13 protein-coding genes are annotated in these 19,192 nt (G+C 72.2%); 9 read left to right on the top strand and 4 right to left on the bottom strand.

Features of this window, described 5'->3' with window-relative positions; translation table 11 throughout:
* Positions 1-57: 57 nt before the first annotated feature.
* The 8 genes from HQQ78_RS09055 to HQQ78_RS09020 all read left to right on the top strand — a co-directional run bounded on the left by HQQ78_RS09055 (position 58) and on the right by HQQ78_RS09020 (position 9,541).
* A complete protein-coding gene (locus HQQ78_RS09055) occupies positions 58-1,497 on the top strand; it encodes a glycosyltransferase (protein WP_173152633.1) in 1,440 nt (479 codons plus the stop codon).
* A gap of 85 nt (positions 1,498-1,582) precedes the next feature.
* On the top strand, positions 1,583-2,194 hold the full coding sequence (locus tag HQQ78_RS09050) for a GtrA family protein (RefSeq protein ID WP_173152630.1): 612 nt from the start codon (positions 1,583-1,585) through the stop codon (positions 2,192-2,194).
* A 15-nt stretch (positions 2,195-2,209) separates the two neighbouring features.
* On the top strand, positions 2,210-3,700 hold the full coding sequence (locus tag HQQ78_RS09045) for a glycosyltransferase (RefSeq protein WP_233568480.1): 1,491 nt from the start codon (positions 2,210-2,212) through the stop codon (positions 3,698-3,700).
* A complete protein-coding gene (locus HQQ78_RS09040; protein WP_158612916.1) occupies positions 3,697-5,703 on the top strand; it encodes a glycosyltransferase family 39 protein in 2,007 nt (668 codons plus the stop codon). The genes HQQ78_RS09045 and HQQ78_RS09040 overlap by 4 nt, the downstream gene beginning before the upstream one ends.
* Before the next feature lie 98 nt (positions 5,704-5,801).
* Positions 5,802-6,668 carry a DUF4397 domain-containing protein gene (locus tag HQQ78_RS09035; RefSeq protein ID WP_056048509.1) on the top strand — a complete coding sequence of 289 codons (867 nt, stop codon included), beginning with the start codon at positions 5,802-5,804 and terminating at the stop codon, positions 6,666-6,668.
* A gap of 132 nt (positions 6,669-6,800) precedes the next feature.
* Positions 6,801-7,970, top strand: coding sequence for a glycosyl hydrolase family 8 (locus tag HQQ78_RS09030; RefSeq protein WP_173152627.1), 1,170 nt, complete (start codon positions 6,801-6,803; stop codon positions 7,968-7,970).
* Positions 7,967-8,647, top strand: coding sequence for a class F sortase (locus HQQ78_RS09025; protein WP_173152623.1), 681 nt, complete (start codon positions 7,967-7,969; stop codon positions 8,645-8,647). The genes HQQ78_RS09030 and HQQ78_RS09025 overlap by 4 nt, the downstream gene beginning before the upstream one ends.
* Before the next feature lie 87 nt (positions 8,648-8,734).
* Positions 8,735-9,541, top strand: a complete 807-nt coding sequence (locus HQQ78_RS09020; RefSeq protein WP_056048503.1) for a polyprenol monophosphomannose synthase — start codon at positions 8,735-8,737, stop codon at positions 9,539-9,541.
* Between the two features lie 108 nt (positions 9,542-9,649).
* Here HQQ78_RS09020 and treZ read toward each other — a convergent pair whose 3' ends face one another.
* The 4 genes from treZ to HQQ78_RS09000 all read right to left on the bottom strand — a co-directional run bounded on the left by treZ (position 9,650) and on the right by HQQ78_RS09000 (position 17,888).
* Positions 9,650-11,422 carry a malto-oligosyltrehalose trehalohydrolase gene (gene treZ, locus HQQ78_RS09015; RefSeq protein WP_173152619.1) on the bottom strand — a complete coding sequence of 591 codons (1,773 nt, stop codon included), beginning with the start codon at positions 11,420-11,422 and terminating at the stop codon, positions 9,650-9,652.
* Positions 11,423-11,564: 142 nt separating this feature from the next.
* On the bottom strand, positions 11,565-13,940 hold the full coding sequence (treY, locus tag HQQ78_RS09010) for a malto-oligosyltrehalose synthase (RefSeq protein WP_173154737.1): 2,376 nt from the start codon (positions 13,938-13,940) through the stop codon (positions 11,565-11,567).
* A gap of 17 nt (positions 13,941-13,957) precedes the next feature.
* A complete protein-coding gene (gene glgX / locus HQQ78_RS09005) occupies positions 13,958-16,156 on the bottom strand; it encodes a glycogen debranching protein GlgX (RefSeq protein ID WP_082460561.1) in 2,199 nt (732 codons plus the stop codon).
* Positions 16,157-16,301: 145 nt separating this feature from the next.
* A complete protein-coding gene (locus HQQ78_RS09000) occupies positions 16,302-17,888 on the bottom strand; it encodes a S8 family serine peptidase (RefSeq protein WP_173152616.1) in 1,587 nt (528 codons plus the stop codon).
* Positions 17,889-18,182: 294 nt separating this feature from the next.
* Here HQQ78_RS09000 and HQQ78_RS08995 point away from each other — a divergent pair, with 294 nt between their 5' ends.
* A complete protein-coding gene (locus HQQ78_RS08995; protein WP_173152613.1) occupies positions 18,183-19,142 on the top strand; it encodes an NAD-dependent epimerase/dehydratase family protein in 960 nt (319 codons plus the stop codon).
* Positions 19,143-19,192 lie beyond the last annotated feature (50 nt).

The raw sequence follows: 19,192 nt of genomic DNA, 5'->3' as shown, positions 1-19,192 counted from the left end.
CCCTGCGGGACCGGACGTCCGAGGCTCCCGCTGCCCCGACCCGACTGGATCACCACCGTGACCTCCGCACCCGCCTTCGCGGCGCCCGGCCCCGTCCTGACGCCGACGCTGCCCGCGACGCCGACACCGTTCGTGCCGAACCGGGGCGGCCCGCCCTCCGTCCCGGGGGAGGACGTCTCGGCCGCCCTGCCGTGGGCGGACTGGTCGAGCCTGCAGTGGGCCGGCACGGCGCTGCTGGCCGTGCTCGTCGCGCTGGTCCTGACCGTCACCATCGGTCGCATCGTGCGCAGGCTCTACCTCGTCCGCGAGCTGGAGGAGCTCGGCCACGGCGACCTCGACGGCCCGGTGCTGCCCCCGGCGCACGCGTTCACGGCCCTGGTTCCCGCGCACGGGCCGGCCGGCCTGGCCGTGACGCTCGACCTGCTGGCCCGGCAGCGGCACCCCGACGTGCGCGTCCTCGTGGTCGTCGACGTGGACGACGCCCTGACCCTCGACGTCGCCGCCTCCGCCGTCCGGCGTCATCCGGAACGGGTCCGGATCGTCAGGACCGGCCCGCTCGCCGGGCGGACGCCCGTGGCCGCCTCCTCCCTCGCGGACGAACTCGCCCCCGACGGTGACGGCATCGTCGGCGTCTTCTCCGCGGGCGACCGGCCGCACCCCCGCCTCTTCGCCCTGGTCGACTCGGTCCTGACCCGCACGGACGCCGACGCGGTCCAGCACGCCAGCCGCCCGGCGCTCGCGGCGACCCCCTGGTGGACGCCCCGGTCGACCGTCGACCGCTGGTGGTGGTCCCGGTCGGTGGTCCGCTCCCACGGTCGCGCCGGCTTCGTGCCGCTGTCGGACAGCACGCTCTTCGTGCGTCACGCGTGGCTCGCCTGGGCGGGGGGCTGGGACGCCTCCCGCGTCGAGGCGGGCCTGGCCCTCGGCGTGCGCATGACGGCGGCCGGTGCCCGGATCGTCATCGCGACCTCGGCCGAGGCGACCACGGTCGAGCGGTCGCCGGGTGGGCTCCGCGACCTGGCCCGTGCCCGGGCGACGTGGGTCCGCGGCTGCCTGCAGGTTCTGGGGCAGGGCGACTGGCGTCGGCTCCGGCCGGGCGCGCGGCGCCGCGCCCTCGGCGTCCTCACCGAGCCGCTGGTCGACGCCGCCGTGACGGTCCTCACGGCCACGACGGTCGCCTCGACGGTCCTGGTCGGTGCACCCGTCCTCGTCGTCGCGCTCGCGGCGCTCCCGGTGCTGCCCTGGATGCTCTCGCAGCTCCTCGACGTCGGGGCCACGACGGAGGCGGCTGCGGAACAGGGGCGGCGCGCGACGAGCCGGGAGCGCCTCCTGGTCGTCGTCGGTTCGGTGCCGGACCGGCTGGTCACCCTCTGCGCGGTCGTCACGGCGGTCGCGGCGGAACTCGCGATCGTCCGCCCGCGGGTCGTCGGCCCCTCGACGAGCGCCCCGGTCCTCGCCGGGCGACCCGTCGGGCTCGACGAATCCGCCGTCGGATGACCGGCAGATGTCGCCTGTCTGGCAGTTGGCCCAGATCTGCGTACCCCGACCAAACCGATCCGGCGACGTCCCCCGAACCGGTGTCATGCCCGAACCAGAGTCCCCCGTCCAGGGGGCACGTCCCGACCGTGCCGCCACGACGAACCCGACGCCACCCCTGCGCCTCGTCGCACGGGTGAAGGAACTCGCGACGTTCGGCGCCGTGGGCGGGATCGCCTTCGTCGTCGACGTCGGCGTGTACAACCTGCTGCGCGCCACCCTGCTCGACGACAAGCCCATCGGGGCCAAGGTCGTCTCGGTGATCGTCGCGACGGCCGTCGCCTGGCTCGGCAACCGGTACCTGACCTTCCGGGAAGGACGCAACCAGGCCGTCGTCCGCGAGGCCGTCACCTTCGGCCTCGTCAACGTGGGCGGCCTGTTGATCGCCTCGGCCTGCCTGTTCGTCTCGCACTACCTGCTGGGCTTCACGAGCCAGCTCGCCGACAACGTCGCGGCCAACGGGGTCGGTCTCGTCCTCGGGACCGCCTTCCGCTACCTGGCTTACCGCCACCTCGTCTTCCGCGGCTCGCCCGCGGTCACCACCACGGCCGACACCCCCGATCCGTCGGCCGCGCTCGCCACCGTCATCGGCCCCCGGCCGACCGACGACCCCATCCCGCAGACCACCTCGCAGGCCCACCTGCACCCGACCCCCTGACTGGAGAGTGATCCTGTGTCGACTGACCCGACCCAGATCCCGACATCACATCTCGCAGCGGGCGAACCCGCCCCGTTGCTCACCCCGCAAGCCCCCGCCGACCCGTCGCAGTTCGTCCCGAACCGTGGCTCGACCGGTGCCGCCGACTCGATGATCGGCTTCCAGCTGCCCGACTGGTCGCCCCTCGAGTGGATCGGCTACTCGTCGCTGATCGTCGTGACGATCCTGCTGACCGCGGTCGCCGTGTCGACCCTCTGGTGGATGCTGCACGCCTGGCGGTCGAAGGACAACCTCGACGACAGCCAGTTCAGCGAGAACCCCCTCGACGCCGCCCACTCGTTCACCCTGCTCGTGCCCGGCCGGCACGAGGAGGAGGTCATGGGCCAGACCCTCGACCGCCTCGCCCAGCAGGACCACCCCGACTTCGAGATCATCGCGATCGTCGGCCACGACGACCCCGGCACCGAGCGGGTCGCCCGTGAGGCGGCCGCCCGTCACCCCGAGCTGATCCGCGTGGTGGTCGACTCGAGCGTGCCGAAGAACAAGCCCAAGGCGCTGAACCTGGCCCTTCAGTCGTCGCGTGGCGAGATCGTCGGCGTGTTCGACGCCGAGGACGAGGTGCACCCCCGCCTCCTGACGCTCGTCGACTCCCGGTTCACCGAGACCGACGCCGACGTGGTGCAGGGCGGCGTCCAGCTGATGAACTTCCAGAGCAGCTGGTGGAGCCTGCGGAACGTGCTCGAGTACTACTTCTGGTTCCGGTCGCGCCTGCACTTCCACGCCAAGGAGAAGTTCATCCCGCTCGGCGGCAACACCGTCTTCGTGCGCAAGGACTGGCTCGACTGGTCCGAGGGCTGGGACGCCGAGTGCCTCGCCGAGGACTGCGAGCTCGGCGTCCGCCTCTCGAGCGCCGGGGCCAAGGTCGTCGTGGCCTACAGCCCCGAGGTCGTCACCCGCGAGGAGACCCCCGGCACCTTCGTGTCGCTGCTCAAGCAGCGCACCCGCTGGAACCAGGGCTTCATGCAGGTCTACGGCAAGGGCGAGTGGAAGAAGCTACCCCGCCTGCGCCAGCGCCTCATGGCCCGCTACCTGCTGACCATGCCGTTCATCCAGGCCGCCACCGGTCTGCTCATCCCCGTCTCGATCGTCCTGATCCTGACCACGAAGGTGCCGACCGCCATCGCACTCGTGTCGTTCGTGCCCCTGGCGCCGACGCTCGTGCTGTTGGCCGTCGAGTTCACCGGCCTGCGCGAGTTCGGGCGGGTCTACGGCCAGAAGGTCCGGGCCCGCGACTACTTCCGCCTCGTCTGGGGACTGCTGCCGTACCAGATCTTCCTCGCGCTCGCCGCGGTCCGGGCGGTCTTCCGCCAGCTGCGCGGCCTCAACGCCTGGGAGAAGACCGAGCACACCGGCGCGCACCGCGACGAGGTCGCGACCGAACCGCAGGAGGCGCCCCGCGCCTCCTCGACGGAGCCCGCCCTGGCCATGACCGGAGGTGACCGATGACCAGCACGCTGAACCGCCCCCGCGCGGCCGACACCACGGTGTCGAACGGACCGGGAACACGCGTGGTCCCCACGAAGGACCCGCGGGGCGCCCGGCCCGCGTCGTGGTTGCGTCGACACGGCGCGAGCCTCGCCTGGCTGCTGCCCGTCCTCGCGATCGCCGCGGTCGTCATGGCCTTCAACATGGACGGCTCGCCGCAACGCATCGACGACGAGGGCACCTACGCCGCCCAGGCCTGGGCCATCCAGAACCTCGGCGAGATCACCCACTACACCTACTGGTACGACCACCCGCCGGTCGGTTGGCTGCAGATCTCGGCCTACACGGCCCTGACCGGCGCCTTCTCGCGGTACGACGTCGCCGTGCTCGCCGCTCGCGAGGCGATGCTGTTCTTCACGGTCGTCTCGGTGGCCCTCGTCTGGCTGCTCGGCCGCAAGCTCGGCCTCAGCCGTCCCGCGGCCGCCGTGGCCGGTCTCGTGTTCGCCGTGTCGCCGCTGGCCCTGCAGTTCCACCGCACGGTCTACCTCGACAACGTCGCCACCCCGTGGCTGCTGGCCGCGTTCGTCTTCGCCCTGAGCAAGCGCTACCAGCTCGCCGGCTTCGCGGCGGCGTCCCTCTCGTTCGGCATCGCGGTGCTCTCGAAGGAGACGTACCTGCTGGCGCTGCCCTTCCTGGCCTGGATCATGTGGCGCGGGGCCGACAAGTCGACCCGTCGGTACACGTTGTCGATCGCGGGCAGCCTGCTCGTGCTCGTCGGCCTCGGCTACGTCGCGCTCGCCGCGGTGAAGGGCGAGCTGCTGCCCGGTGCCGGCAGGGTGAGCCTGCTCGAGGGCATCCAGTTCCAGCTCGCGACCCGTGAGGCGAGCGGCTCGGTGTTCGACACCGGCAGCCTCTTCTTCGCGACCGTGTCGCAGTGGTGGCAGCTCGACCAGGTGCTCATCGTGCTCGGTACGCTGGCCTCGGTCGTCGCGGTCTTCGTCAAGAGGCTGCGCCCGCTCGGTGTGATGATGGTGTTCCTGATCGCCTTCATGTTCCGTCCCGGCGGCTACCTGCCGGTGCCCTACGTGATCATGCTGCTGCCGTTCGCGGCGCTCCTCGTCGCGGCCGTCACCGACCACGCGGTCCGGGCGTTCCGTGCCCGTCGGGCCGGCGCGCTCTCGACCGCGGCGTCCCGCACCGGTTCGGTGGCCTGGCTCGCCCTGACCCTCGCGGCCGTCGTGGCGATCGTCCCGCTCTGGGCCGTGCAGTTGCGCGGCTTCCTGGACAGCGACCTCGACGCGCCCATGCGCAACGCCGAGAGCTGGGTCGAGACGAACGTGCCGAAGGACAGCCGCCTGCTGGTCGACGACGCGGTCTGGGTCGACCTGGTCAAGGCCGGCTTCGCCCGCGACAACGTGATCTGGTTCTACAAGATCGACACCGACGGTGCCGTCCAGGCGCAGTCGCCGAACGGCTGGCGCGACTCGGACTACCTCTTCGAGACCGAGTCGGTCCGCACCTCGGGGCCGACCTCGCCCGAGATCCGCGAGGCCCTCGCGAACTCGACCGTGATCGCCTCGTTCGGCGACGGCGACCAGCAGGTCAACGTCCGGCAGATCGACAGCCAGGGGGCCGCGCAGGCGCAGACCGAGGCGGACGACGCCGCGTCGGCCCGTTCGCAGGCCGGTGCCGAACTCGCCCAGAACCCGAACCTGCAGATCTCGTCGACCCTGTCGACGGCGCTCTCGGACGGTCGCCTCGACCCGCGCGCGATCATCGTGCTCGGTCAGCTCGCCGCCCTCGGGCCGATCTCGGTCGCCGACCCCGCGGCCCTGCCGGGTGAACAGGACGCCCTGTTCCGGCAGTTCGACGTCACCCCGCAGGGTGGTCAGTCGGTCGACGAGGTACAGACCACGCTCGAGGGCCTGGGCAGCGTCTACGTCCCCGAGTCGGTCGTCCCCTCGGGTGACGGACTGCGCGTGACCTTCTCGGCCGTCGCACCGACGGGCGTCCTCTCGAACTGATCGCCACGCCGGCGTCCGTCCTCCCACGGGCGCCGGCACCTCCTCACCGCGTCCCACCCGTCCCGGGTGGGACACCCGACCGGAAAGGACCAGCCATCGTGGCTTCCCTCTCACGCACCACCACCGCACCCGCCGCCGTCACCGGCGTCCCGTCCCGACGCCGCCGCCTCGCGACGGTGCTCGCCCTCACCGCCGCCACCGGGGTCGCCCTCGCCGGCGCCCTCGTGGGCACGTCGCCCGCGCACGCCGCCGACGGGGACGGCTGGGTCCGCGTCGGCCACCTCTCGCCCGACACGAAGGCCGTCGACGTCACGCTGACCTCGCTCAAGGGCGGGCAGGTCGTCATGGACCTCGACGACGTCACCTACGGCCAGGTCAGCCCCTACCAGGCGCTGGCCGCGGGCACCTACGTGGTCTCGATGACGGCCGCGGACGCACCCACCAGTGCCAAGCCGGTCATCACGTCGAACATCACGGTCGACAGCGGCCAGCCGATCACCGCCGTCGCCTACGGCCCGAACGACGACCTGAAGACCCAGGTCTTCACGGACGACCTGACGGCCCCGGCCGACGGCCAGGCCAAGGTCCGCCTCGTGCAGGCCGCGAACGTCAGCAAGACCGTGACGGTCGCGACGAGCACGGGCACCACCATCGCCGAGGACGCGCCCTTCGGCAGCGCCAGCGGCTACGCGCAGGTCGCGGCCGGCCCCTGGACCCTCGACCTGACCGGCAAGAAGGTGACCGGCACGAGCGACGTCGACCTCGCGGCGGGCAGCATCAACACGCTGTTCGTGCTCGACAACTCGACCGGCGGTCTGACCGTCGTCCCGGTCGTCGACAGCGCGGCCACGGCGCAGGCGCCCGTCGGTGGCGTCCAGACCGGTGGCGGCTACCTCGCCGAGCACCCGCAGAAGAGCGAGACCAAGGGCCTCTGGGCCACCGTGCTCGGCTGGTTCGGGGCCTGACGCCCGGCACCACCCGACAGGACGAGGAGGCGCGGTGAGCGACCCGTCGCACCGCGCCTCCCCGGCCCCGATCGCGTCCAGAGCGTCGACCGGGTCGACCGACCGCAGCACCGAGCAGGAGAAGAGAACGACATGACGAAGAAGACGAAGGCGCTGCTCGCAGCGGCCGTCGTGGTGGCCCTCGCCATCACCGCCGGCATCGCCTCCCTCGTCGTCGGAGGGGCCGGCGGCCCGTCGACGGACCAGGCAGGCGCGGACGCGACCGGCACCCCCGGGACGGGTACGGCCACTCCTCAGGCCCGAACGGCCGCCGAGATCGGCAAGGACTTCCTCGACGGGTACGTCGACGACGACGGCCGCGTCGTGCGTCGCGACCAGGGCGACGACACCGTCAGCGAAGGGCAGGCCTACGGGATGCTCGTCGCCGTCGGAGTGGGTGACGAGGACCGTTTCGACGCGATCTGGGACTGGACGAAGAGCAACCTGGTGCGCCCGGACGGCCTGCTGGCCTGGCAGTGGAAGGACGGCGAGGTCGTCGACGACATGCCGGCCAGCGACGCCGACGTCGACGCGGCGCGGGCCCTCGTGCTCGCCGGCTCGACCTTCGACCGCTCCGACCTCACGACCGAGGGCGTCGACCTCGGCACCGACGTGCTCGACGAGATGACGGTCTCGACCGACGTCGGCCGCATCCTGCTGCCCGGACCGTGGGCGATGGGCTCCGGCCCGTGGTCGTACAACCCCTCGTACGCGTCGCCCGCGACCTTCGCGCAGCTCGGCGAGGCCAGCGGCGACCCCCGATGGGCCGAGCTCGAGACCGGCTCGCGAGCCGTGACCACGAACATCCTCGCCTCGACGGCCCTCCCGAGCGACTGGGCCCAGGTGCAGCAGGACGGCACGACGGTCCCGCTGCCGAGCGCCGACGGGTCGTCGGGCACCGTGCAGTACAGCTACGACGCCGGTCGGCTCGCCCTGCGCTACGCCGAGTCGTGCCAGCCCGAGGACGTGGAGCTCTCGGCGTCGATGGCCTCCGTGCTGCAGCGCTACGACGAGCTGCCCATGCAGCTCGACCTCGGCGGGCAGTCGGTCGGTTCGGACCAGAGCCCCCTCGCCTACGCCGCCCGTGCCGCCGCCGAGGCCAGCGACGGCCAGCATGACCGGGCGACGGCCGACCTGCGGACCGCCGACTCGCTGTCACAGTCGACGCCGACCTACTACGGCAGCGCCTGGGCGGCGCTCGCCGCCCTGCAACTCGAGGGTTCGAGCCTCGGCGCCTGCACCCCCCTGGTGGTGAACGGATGAGCCTCTCGACGTTCGTCGCCGGTCACCGCGCGGCGGTCCTCGCCGCGGTCGCCGCCGTCGTCCTCGTGGCCGGTGGCGTGACGGTGGCCGCCGTCGCCGCCCGGACCGACGCGGACGCACCCGGCTCCGTCGCCACGGCCCCCGCCACCACCGGTGCGACGCCGGATGCGGCGAGCGGAGCGGCCGGTGCCTTCCAGGACCCGGCGGCCCCGTCGTACACCTCGCCCCCGGCCGACGCGACGCCGGTCCGCCTGCAGATCCCCTCGATCGGGGTCGACTCCGGCCTCGAAGACCTCGGCCTCGGCGCCCAGGGCGAGCTCGACCCTCCGAAGGAGTGGCTGTCGGCCGGGTGGTACCAGGACGGCGTCGTCCCCGGCGCGGTCGGACCGGCCGTGATCGCCGGACACGTCGACTCGGGTGACGCCCCCGCGGTGTTCGTCGACCTCGCGAAGCTCGTGCCCGGCGACGAGGTGCAGGTGACGCTGTCGACCGGCTCGGTCGAGACCTTCCGCGTCACGGGCAGCGAGCGCACCCCGAAGGCGACGTTCCCGACGAGCGACGTCTACGGGGCCAGTCCGACCCCCGGCCTCCGGCTGATCACCTGCGACGGCACCTTCGACCGGTCGACCGGGCACTACGTCGACAACCTCATCGTGTTCGCCGACCTCGTGGCCTGACGCCCGACCGACGCCTCCGACACCCGACACCCGACACCTCCGACACCCGACACCTCCGACTCCCACCCGACGGGAAAGGACCCCACCATGAACGACGCCCTCGTCATCATCCCGACCTTCAACGAGCGCGAGAACCTCGACTGGATCGTGGGGCGCACCCTCGCCTCCGGCGCCGCGGTCGACGTCCTCGTCGTCGACGACGGCTCGCCCGACGGCACCGGAGAGCTGGCCGACGCCTACGCCGACCGCGATCCCCGCGTGCACGTGATGCACCGCACCGAGAAGGCCGGCCTCGGCGCCGCCTACCTCGCCGGCTTCGCCTGGGGGCTGGAGCGAGGCTACGACGCCCTCGTCGAGATGGACGCCGACGGCTCGCACCACCCCGAGTACCTGCCCGGCATGCTCGAGCTGCTCCGCGAGAACGACCTCGTGCTCGGCTCACGGTGGGTGCCCGGCGGCGCCGTCGAGAACTGGCCCCTCCGCCGGGAGCTGCTCAGCCGTGGCGGCAGCTGGTACACGCGGGGAGCCCTGGGCATCCGCGTGGCCGACACGACCGGTGGGTTCCGGGTGTTCCGCTCGTCCGCGCTGCGCCGGATCGACCTCGACCGGGTCGAGTCGCGGGGGTACTGCTTCCAGGTCGACCTGCTCTGGCGCGCGCTGCAGGCGGGCCTGCGGGTCGTCGAGACTCCGATCACGTTCACCGAGCGCATCCACGGCGCCTCGAAGATGAGCGGTTCGATCGTCCGGGAGTCGCTGACCAAGGTGACCCTGTGGGGTCTGCGTCGACGGTCCCGCGCCGTCGTCGAGTTGGTCGTGCGACACCGTCGCCTGCCGAGCGTCCGCGCGACCTCGCACCGGGTCGGGCCCGTGCGTGGCGGCGTGTCGACGCGCTAGCAGGGAGGCGGCACGCGCGCGCCCGGGGTGGTCAGCCCCGGGCGCGCGTCATCTGTCCTGGCCCCGGTCGGGCCCGCGTCGGCCGAGTGCGCGTCGGCCGTGCCCGCGTCAGCGGACGATCGCGACCGAGTGCGCCGGGAGCAGAAGGCTCGACCCCGCGGCGATCGACGCGTCGCTGGCGAACAGGACGGTCTCGGCGCTCACCGCGACCCGCGCCTCCTGGTCGGCGAGGTTGATCGCCATCTTCAGGTCACCGCGCGTCAGCACGAGCCAGCGGGCGTCGCCGTCGTACTCGACGCCCGTCTCGCCGAAGCGGGGGTCGGTCAGGGCGGGCTCGCTGCGGCGCAGCGCCCCCAGACGGCGGTACGCGTCGAGCAGCACCGCGTGGCGGCCGGTCTCGAGCTCGGACCAGTCGAGCTTGCTGTCCTCGAACGTCGAGGGCGCCTGCGGGTCGGGCACGGACGACTCGTCCCAGCCCATCTTCGCGAACTCCTCGATGCGGCCCTTCGCCGTCGCCTCGCCGAGGTCGTGCTCGGGGTGCGAGGTGAAGAACTGCCACGGGGTCGAGGCGCCCCACTCCTCGCCCATGAAGAGCATCGGCGTGTACGGACCGGCCAGGGTCAGCGCCGCGGCGATGATCAGCTGCCCGTCGTCGAGCGTCGCGGCCAGGCGGTCGCCGATCGCCCGGTTGCCGATCTGGTCGTGGTTCTGGTTGGCCACGACCAGGCGCCAGGTCGGCATGTGCTCGGTGTCGACCGGGTACCCGTGCGTCGCCTCGCGGAACGACGACCAGGTGCCGTCGTGGAAGAAGCCCTTGGTCAGCACCTTGGCCAGGGCGCCGAGCGGCTCGAAGTCGGCGTAGTAGCCGGTCGTCTCGCCGGTGAGCGCGACGTGCACGGCGTGGTGGAAGTCGTCGCTCCACTGCGCGTCGAGGCCGTAGCCCTGGCGGTGGTCGGGGCCGAAGCCGCCGCCGTCGCGCGGGGTGACGAGGCGCGGGTCGTTCAGGTCGCTCTCGGCGATCAGCGAGAGCGGCCGGCGCAGGTGGCTGCTGAGGGCGGCGGTCCGCTCGGCGAGCTCTTGCAGCAGGTGGACCTCGCTGTCGTCCTTGAGGGCGTGCACGGCGTCGAGGCGCAGGCCGTCGACGTGGTAGTCGTCGAGCCACATCGCCGTGTTGTCGAGGATGAACTCGCGCACCTCGTGGGCGCCGTCGTCGTCGAGGTTGACGTTGTCGCCCCAGGTGTTCGCGTGCTTGCTCGACAGGTACGGCCCGAACAGCGGCAGGTAGTTGCCCGACGGGCCGAGGTGGTTGTACACGACGTCCTGCACGACGCCGAGACCCGCCGCGTGCGCGGCGTCCACGAAGCGCTGGTACGCCTCGGGACCGCCGTAGTTGTCGGTCACCGTGAACCAGTCCACGCCGTCGTAGCCCCAGTTCCAGCGGCCGTTGACGCCGTTCACCGGCAGCAGTTCGACCAGGTCGACGCCGAGGTCGACCAGGTGGGGCAGCTTCTCGATCGCCGAGTCGAGCGTGCCCCCGGGCGTGAAGGTGCCGACGTGCAGCTCGTAGACGACCGATCCCGCCAGCTGGCGGCCGGTCCACGCGTCGTCGGTCCACGCGAAGGCGCCCGGGTCGTAGGTCTCGCTCAGGCCGTGCACGCCGTCGGGCTGGCGACGCGAGCGGGGGTCGGGCAGCGGCGTCTCGCCCTCGGGGGAGTCGCCGCCGTCGAGCACGAAGCCGTAGCGGTGCCCCGGGCCCGGGTCGAGGTCGGCGGGGGCGCGCCACCAGCCGGTGTCGGGCTCGGCGGACAGCGGCAGCAGCTCGCCGTCGAGGTGCAGGTGGACGGTGGTCGCTTTCGGGGCCCAGACGTCGTAGACGCTCATCGGTCTCCTCGGGTTCGGAAGGGGCGGGGGAGGGGGCCGAGAAGGCACGACATGCCGCTCACGTCGAGAGGTGAGCGGCATGTCGTGACGTCTCGCCCGGGGGCGACGGTAGTCGGGCGCGACGGGGCGCGACCCGACGGGGTCAGTCCTCTGCGGGGATCAGCAGGGCGACGGGGTACGTGTCGAGCACGTCGGCCAGTCGGAGGCGACCGCCCTCGTGCCGACGGCCGGTGAGCACGTCGCGGTACGCGCCTCCTGCGGTCAGGACCACGGTGTCGTCCCAGCCGCCGGCCTGCTCGAGGGCCACGGGGAGGCGGGTCGCGATCGCGAGCGCACCACCGCGGTCCACGGCGACGGCCGACGCGGCCTGCTCGCCGAAGACCGGCAACGCGGCGTAGCGCGTGAACAGGTCGGGTCGGTCGCGGCGCAGCGTCAGGGCGTGGTGCGTCACCACGAGCTTGGCGGCACCCGTGTCGTCGATCGCCGGCGTCGCGCCGCCGCGGACCTCGTCCAGGAGGCGCCGGCGGAGGGCGAAGTCGACCTCGCGTCGGTTGTCGGGGTCGACGAGCGAGAAGTCCCACAGCTCGCCGCCCTGGTAGACGTCGGGGCTGCCGGGGCCGGTCAGCTGCATCAGCGCGACGCCGAGGGAGTTGCTGTAACCGGGTGCACGCAGCACGTCGACGATGCGCTCGACCTCGTGACGCACCTCGTCGTCGTCGAACGCGGAGTCGACGGCGGCGTGCATCCGTCCTTCGAAGGCCTCGGCCTCGTCGGTGCGGTCGGTCCACGTGGTCGACGTGCTCGCCTCGCGGGACGCCTTCTCGGCGTAGGCGTGCAGGCGCTCGCGCGACGCGGGCCACGAGCCGACGATCGTCTGCCAGAGGATGTTCTCGAACGGGCCGTCGCCGACCGGGGCCAGCTCGCGCAGGCGTTCGAGGGTCGCCGCCCACTCGGTGGCGACCTCGGCCAGCACCGAGACGCGGGCGCGGACGTCGGCGCTGCGCTTGGTGTCGTGCGTGGAGAGGGTCGTCATGCCGAAGGGACGCTCGGCGAGGCGGACCTGCTGACGCGCGTGGAACTCGTCCGGCGTGACGGAGAACTCGCTCGGATCGGCGCCCACCTCGGTCAGCGTGGCCAGGCGGCTGTAGCGGTAGAAGGCGGTGTCCTCCACGCCCTTGGCCATGACCATGCCGCTCGTCTGCTGGAAGCGCACGGAGGCGGGGTGCGACTCGTCGCGCAGCACGGCGACGACGCGTCCGACGGCGTCGGCCAGGTCGGGGCGGTGGGTCGTGGCGACCTCGGCGGCCTCGGTCAGCCACCCGGCACCCTGCGGCAGGTAGCTGCGGTACACCGGGAAGGCGGCGGCGAGCTCGGCCAGCGCGTCGACCACGGACGGGTCGACGGTGTCGCCCTCGGCGATCAGCCGGGCGAGGCGGTTGATCTCGCTGCCGAGGATGCCGTCGGTGATGCCGCGCTTCGTGCCGAGGATCATCTCGTGCCAGTCGACGGGCTCGTCGCCGGTGGTCTCGTCCGCCCCGGCGGCGTGCTCGTCGGCGTCCACGCCGCGGGCCCGGCGCAGGCGCGCGTCGAGGGCGTCGAGGGCGGGTGCGCCGTTCGGGTCGACGAAGAGGCGGTCGAGGTCGGCGAGGGCGTCGTAGCCCGTCGTGCCGGCCGTCGCCCAGTCCTCGGGGAGGCGCTCGTCCCCCTCGAGGATCTTCTCGACGAGCACGTGGGCGTCACCCGTCAGGGCCGCGAGCAGGTCGAGGTAGCCCTTCGGGTCGGCCAGTCCGTCCGGGTGGTCGACGCGGAGGCCGTCGACCAGGCCTTCCGAGAACCAGCGGCCGATCTCGGCGTGGGACTCGGCGAAAACTCCCTCGTCCTCGACGCGGATGCCCGCGAGGGTGTTGACCGCGAAGAAGCGGCGGTAGTTCAGGTCGGTGTCGGCGCGCTTCCAGTGCACGAGCTCGTAGTGCTGCCGCGAGTGCACGGTGGCGGCGTCGTCGCCGGGCGAGCTCGTGCCCGGGGCGATCGGGTACACGTTGTCGTAGTACTGCAGCTCGTCGCCGTCGACCGTGAGGCCCTCGATCGAGCCGTCCGCCGCGGCGGGCTCGCCGAGCACCGGCAGCAGCACCTTGTCGCCGCCGGCGGCCCAGTCGACGTCGAACGCGTCGGCGTAACGGGACGCGCGGCCGTGGGTCAGGAGGTCCCACCACCAGACGCTCGCCTTCGGGGTGGCGACGCCGACGTGGTTCGGCACGATGTCGACCAGGACGCCGAGTCCTGCCGCGTGGGCGCGGGTCGACAGCTCGTCGAGCCCCTCGGCGCCGCCCCGCTCGGGGTCGACCTGGCTGTGGTCGACGACGTCGTACCCGTGGTCGCTGCCCGGTTCGGCGGCGAGGATCGGGGACAGGTAGACCCAGTCGGCACCGAGGTCGCGAAGGTAGGGCACCAGCTCGGCTGCCGCGTCGAGATCGAAGGAGGCGCGCACCTGCAGGCGGTACGTCGAGCGCGGGTGCATGGTCGGTTCGTGTCGGGTCACAGTTCTTCCTCGGCCGTGGCACGCAGGACGACGAGCGAGCGACCCGCCACGGGGAGTCGATCGCCGGCCCGCAGCGCCGCGGGGGCCTGCGGGGTCGAGGGCGGTTGGGTGGTGGTGGCGGCGCGGGTGGCCGTCGGGGTGCGGGGGGCGGCGCTGGCGGGCGGCGGAGGCGCCGTCACGGTGCTGTCGACGACGACCTCCCAGCCCTGGGCGTACTCGTCGGGCGGGAGGACGAAGGTGACCGTCTCGGCGCTGGCGTTGAAGTACAGGACGAAGTTGACGTCGGTGATGCGACCGCCTCGGGCGTCACGGCCACGGATGCCGTTGCCGTTGAGGAACATGCCGATCGCCTTGGCGTAGGACTCGTTCCACTCGCCCTCTTGCATGGCGTCGCCCTCGGTCGTCAACCAGACGATGTCGGGCAGGGGCTCGCCCTCGCCACGGGTGACGGGACGGCCGTTGAAGTACCGCTGGCGGCGGAAGGTCGGGTGGTCGTGGCGGAGCTTGATGACCTCGGCGACGAACTCGATCAGCTCGCGGTCGGCGTTGGGCCAGTCGATCCAGCTGATCTGGTTGTCCTGTGCGTACGTGTTGTTGTTGCCGCCCTGCGTGCGACCGAGCTCGTCGCCGTGCAGCAGCATCGGCACGCCCTGGCTGAGCAGCAAGGTGGCGAGGAAGCTGCGCTGACGCTGCTCGCGCAGGGCGCGGATCTCTCCGTCGTCGGTCTCGCCCTCGACCCCGGAGTTCCACGAACGGTTGTGGCTCTCGCCGTCGTTGCCGTTCTCGCCGTTGGCGTCGTTGCGCTTGTCGTTGTAGCTGACGAGGTCGCGCATCGTGAAGCCGTCGTGAGCGGTGACGAAGTTGATGCTCGCGACCGGGCGTCGCCCGTCGCGTTCGTACAGGTCGGCGGAGCCGGTGATCCGGCTGGCGAACTCGCCGAGCGTCGAGGGCTCGCCGCGCCAGAAGTCGCGGACGGTGTCGCGGTACTTGCCGTTCCACTCGGTCCACTGGGGCGGGAAGTTGCCGACCTGGTAGCCACCGGGGCCGACGTCCCAGGGCTCGGCGATCAGCTTGACCTGCGAGACGATCGGGTCCTGCTGCACGAGCTCGAAGAAGGTCGAGAGACGGTCGACCTCGTAGAACTCGCGGGCGAGCGACGCGGCGAGGTCGAAGCGGAAGCCGTCGACGTGCATCTCGGTGACCCAGTAGCGCAGGCTGTCCATGATGAGCTGCAGCGAGTGCGGGTGACGGACGTTCAGGCTGTTGCCGGTGCCCGTGTAGTCCATGTAGTGCTGCTGGTCGCCGTCCATCAGCCGGTAGTAGGCGGCGTTGTCGATGCCCTTGAACGAGAGGGTCGGACCCAGGTGGTTGCCCTCGGCCGTGTGGTTGTACACGACGTCGATGATTACCTCGATGCCGGCGTCGTGCAGCACCCGCACCATCGTCTTGAACTCCTGCACCTGCTGGCCGATGTCGCCGGTGGCCGAGTAGGCGGCGTGCGGGGCGAAGAACCCGATGGTGTTGTAGCCCCAGTAGTTGCTGAGGCCCTTCTCGAGCAGGGTGTTGTCCTGCACGAACTGGTGCACGGGCATCAGCTCGAGGGTCGTGATGCCGAGCTTCTTCAGGTGGTCGATGATCGCCGGGTTCGCGACGCCGGCGTACGTGCCGCGTTCTTCCTCGGGGATGTCGGGGTGCGTCTCGGTGAGGCCCTTGACGTGCGCCTCGTAGATGACGGTCTCGTCGTAGCTGTACTTGGGGGCGCGGTCGCCCTGCCAGTCGAAGAACGGGTTGATGACGACGCCCAGCATCATGTGCGGGCCGCTGTCCTTGTCGTTGCGCGAGTCGGGGTCGCCGAACGTGTAGGCGAACAGCGCCTCGTCCCAGTCGATCTCGCCGCAGGTGGCCTTGGCGTAGGGGTCGAGGAGGAGCTTGTTCGGGTTGGCACGCGAGCCGTTCGCGGGGTCGTACTCGCCGTGCACGCGGTAGCCGTAGCGCTGACCGGGTTGCACGGTGGGCAGGTAGGCGTGCCAGACGTAGGCGTCGACCTCGGTGAACTCGACCCTCGTCTCGGTGCCGTCGTCGTCGAACAGGCACAACTCGACCTTGCTGGCGGCTTCGCTGAAGATCGCGAAGTTGGTGCCGCTGCCGTCGTAGGTCGCGCCGAGGGGGTAGGGGTTGCCGGGCCAGGTGTGCATCGAACCTCCGATTGGGACTCGCTCAGCCTAGGGGCGAACGGGCGCCCCGTCCGCGCGAGGACGGGGCGCCCGCCGGGCCGCACGGGCCGGGCGGGCGCCCCGTCGGGGCGGTGCTCGCTCTGTGGTGCTCCTCCTGCTGGGTCGGCTACTTCGTCACGGCGGCGAGGGCGTCGACGATCCCCTCACCGAACCAGCCGTTGTCGGCCGGCGTGCCGGTGCAGGTGGTCGTGCCGGTCGGGCACGGGGTGTCGGTCGCCTGTCGCTCGAGCAACCCGACGAGGGCCGTGCCGCCGAGACGCGGGTGGGTCGACTTCAGCAGGGCCAGCACGCCGGCGACGTGCGGCGAGGCCATCGAGGTGCCCGACTTGGTCCCGTAGCCCCCGCCGGTCACGGTCGAGAGGATGGCCGAACCGGGGGCCGCGACGTCGACGACGCCCTCGCCGTAGTTCGAGAAGCCCGACTTCGCCCCGGCCGAGGTGGTCGACGACACGGTGACCACGCCGTCGAGCTCGGTCGGGATGTCGAGGCAGCGTGAGTCGATCGGGCGGGTCGTCGGCGTGGTGTCGTTCGGGCTGTCCGTGTCGACCGTCTTGTTCGCGAGGTCGATCGACGAGTTGCCGGCCGCCGCGACGTTGACGATGCCCTTCTTCTGGGTGAACTGCACGGCGCGGTCGACGGCGGTCAGCACGGCCGCCTGGTCGACGTCCGAGCCGCACCAGAACTGCCACGGGTCGACGTAGTAGCTGTTGTTCGTGATGTCGGCACCGGTCGCAGCGGCCTGCATGAAGCCGCAGATCGCGGCCTCGGGGTAGATGAAGCCGTCGTCGCTGACGACCTTGACGGCCGACATCGTCACGCCCGGGGCGACGCCCACGATGCCGACGCCGTTGCGGGCCGCGGCGATCGTGCCGGCCACGTGGGTGCCGTGGTCGCTCGTCGTGGGCTGCCAGGCGGCGTAGCTCGAGTCGGGCGTCCCGGTCAGGCAGCTCGCCGAGGCGGCCACGTCGATGTTCGGCTGCAGGTCGGGGTGGTCGCCCTCGATGCCCGAGTCGAGGACGGCCACGAGCACGTCGCGGCTGCCGTCGGTGACCTGGTGCGCCTGGTCGGCCCCGATGGCCGTGAGGTCCCACTGCTGGGCCTCGAGGGGGTCGGCGACGACGGTCGTGGCCTCTTCGAGCCGCTGCTCGGGCGAGGTCGCGGCCTTCGGCTTGCCGGGGTGTCCGGGACCACCGGGCTTGCCTGGACCGCCCGGGTGGCCGGGCCTGACGGGCTTGCCCGGGCCCGGGGCGGTCGTGCCGACGCCGTAGGTCGGGTCGGTCTCGGCGACCGCGGCGGTGCGGGTGGCACCGGCCGACGAGACGGCCTTGTCGCTCCGCACCGAGGGGGCGAAGTTCGCGTTGCTCGACTGCGCGACGACCACGCCGAGCTCGGCGTACGCGGCGATGACGCTGCCGCCGGCCGCGGCGACCGCCCGCTCGACCTGCTTGGTCGCGCCGGGGTTGGCCTTGCCCGCGTTGACGACGTAGTTCATCACCGGCCCCTCGACGACCGGCAGCGTCGGAGCGGGACCCGGCTTGCCTGGTGCGGCGGGTGCACCGGGCGCGGCCGTGGGAGGCGCGGCGACGGCGGCGCCGGAGCCCACGGCGACGAGTCCCAGGGTCAGGGACGCCGCGAGGCAGACGGTCGTGACGCGGCGGCGGGTGCCGCGGGCGCGGGGGTCGGTGAAGGTCATGGTTCTCCTCGTCGGGTCGCGCGTGCCGGATGGGACGCGCGGAGCGGATGGCTCGTCGCGGGCCGTGCCCGATGATCCGACGAGCCGCCGTGCTCCTCAGAGGAAGTCTGAAGAATCCGGGGCCACGGCGCAGTGGGCACTTGAGGGGACGCCGCGTGACCCCCATGCGGGGTACACCGCTGTCGGGGGCGCCGGGTAGCGTCGAGCCATGTCCTCCGATGCCGTGCGCAGAGCTGCCACCCTTCGTCCCCGCCGTCCGTTCCCGGCCCTCTCGATCGTGTCGAAGGTCGCGTCGTGAAGATCGTCGTCATCGGGTCCACCGGCCACGTGGGCGGATTCCTCGTCCCGCGACTCGTCGAGGCCGGCCACGAGGTGGTCGCCGTCAGCCGGGGGGAGTCCGAGCCCTACCGGTCGCACGCGGCGTGGTCACGCGTGACGCGCCTCCTGCTCGACCGCGAGGCGGGCGACGCCGACGGCACGTTCGCGGGCGAGATCGCCGGGCTCGGGGCCGACGTCGTGATCGACATGATCTGCTTCACGGTCGCGTCGGCGCGGCAGATGGTCGACGCCTTGCAGGGCACGGGCACCGTGCTGGTGCACTGCGGCACGGTCTGGGTGCACGGTCCGTCGCGTGAGGTGCCGATCACCGAAGAGGACGAGCGCACCCCGTTCGGCGAGTACGGCACGCAGAAGGCCGCCATCGAAGAGTTGCTGCTCCGCGAGTCACGGCGCCCGGGCGGAGTGCAGAGCATCGTGCTGCACCCCGGGCACATCACCGGCCCGGGTTGGCCGATGATCAACGCGGTCGGCAACCTCGACCTCTCCGTCTGGGAGGCCCTCGCCGCCGGGCGCGAGATCGCGATGCCGGGCCTCGGGCTCGAGACCGTCCACCACGTCCACGCCGACGACGTCGCGCAGGCGTTCCAGCTCGCGGCCGAGCGGCACTCGCAGGTGGTCGGTGAGGCCTTCCACGTCGTCAGCGAGCGGGCGATCACGCTGCGCGGTCTCGCCGAGGCGATCGCTCGGCACCACGGGCAGGAGGCGCGGCTGCGGTTCGTCTCGTGGGCCGAGTTCCGAGACCAGACGTCCGACGAGAACGCGGACGCGTCCTGGCAGCACGCGTCGCGCAGCCACTCGATGAGCATCGCCAAGGCGCGCCGTCTGCTGGGCTACTCGCCGCGCTACACCTCGGTCCAGGCCGTCGTCGAGGGCCTCGAGTGGCTCGAGGCCGACGGGCAGCTGACGTTGGGCTGAACCGGGTGGTGATGGTCGGCCGCCGGGGCGGACGGGGCCGATCCGATCGC

Origin of the sequence: Frigoribacterium sp. VKM Ac-2859 (genome assembly GCF_013204925.1) — a bacterium.
Taxonomy (GTDB): Bacteria; Actinomycetota; Actinomycetes; order Actinomycetales; family Microbacteriaceae; genus Frigoribacterium.
Note: the sequence above shows the minus strand (reverse complement) of the source record. Positions and strands in the feature narration are given on the sequence as shown.

Coding starts and splice junctions, on each gene's coding strand:
- HQQ78_RS09050 (WP_173152630.1), top strand. CDS start 1,583: ATGCCCGAACCAGAGTCCCCCGTCCAGGGGGCACGTCCCGACCGTGCC.
- HQQ78_RS09040 (WP_158612916.1), top strand. CDS start 3,697: ATGACCAGCACGCTGAACCGCCCCCGCGCGGCCGACACCACGGTGTCG.
- HQQ78_RS09030 (WP_173152627.1), top strand. CDS start 6,801: ATGACGAAGAAGACGAAGGCGCTGCTCGCAGCGGCCGTCGTGGTGGCC.
- HQQ78_RS09025 (WP_173152623.1), top strand. CDS start 7,967: ATGAGCCTCTCGACGTTCGTCGCCGGTCACCGCGCGGCGGTCCTCGCC.
- HQQ78_RS09020 (WP_056048503.1), top strand. CDS start 8,735: ATGAACGACGCCCTCGTCATCATCCCGACCTTCAACGAGCGCGAGAAC.
- treZ (WP_173152619.1), bottom strand. CDS start 11,422: ATGAGCGTCTACGACGTCTGGGCCCCGAAAGCGACCACCGTCCACCTG.
- treY (WP_173154737.1), bottom strand. CDS start 13,940: ATGCACCCGCGCTCGACGTACCGCCTGCAGGTGCGCGCCTCCTTCGAT.
- glgX (WP_082460561.1), bottom strand. CDS start 16,156: ATGCACACCTGGCCCGGCAACCCCTACCCCCTCGGCGCGACCTACGAC.
- HQQ78_RS09000 (WP_173152616.1), bottom strand. CDS start 17,888: ATGACCTTCACCGACCCCCGCGCCCGCGGCACCCGCCGCCGCGTCACG.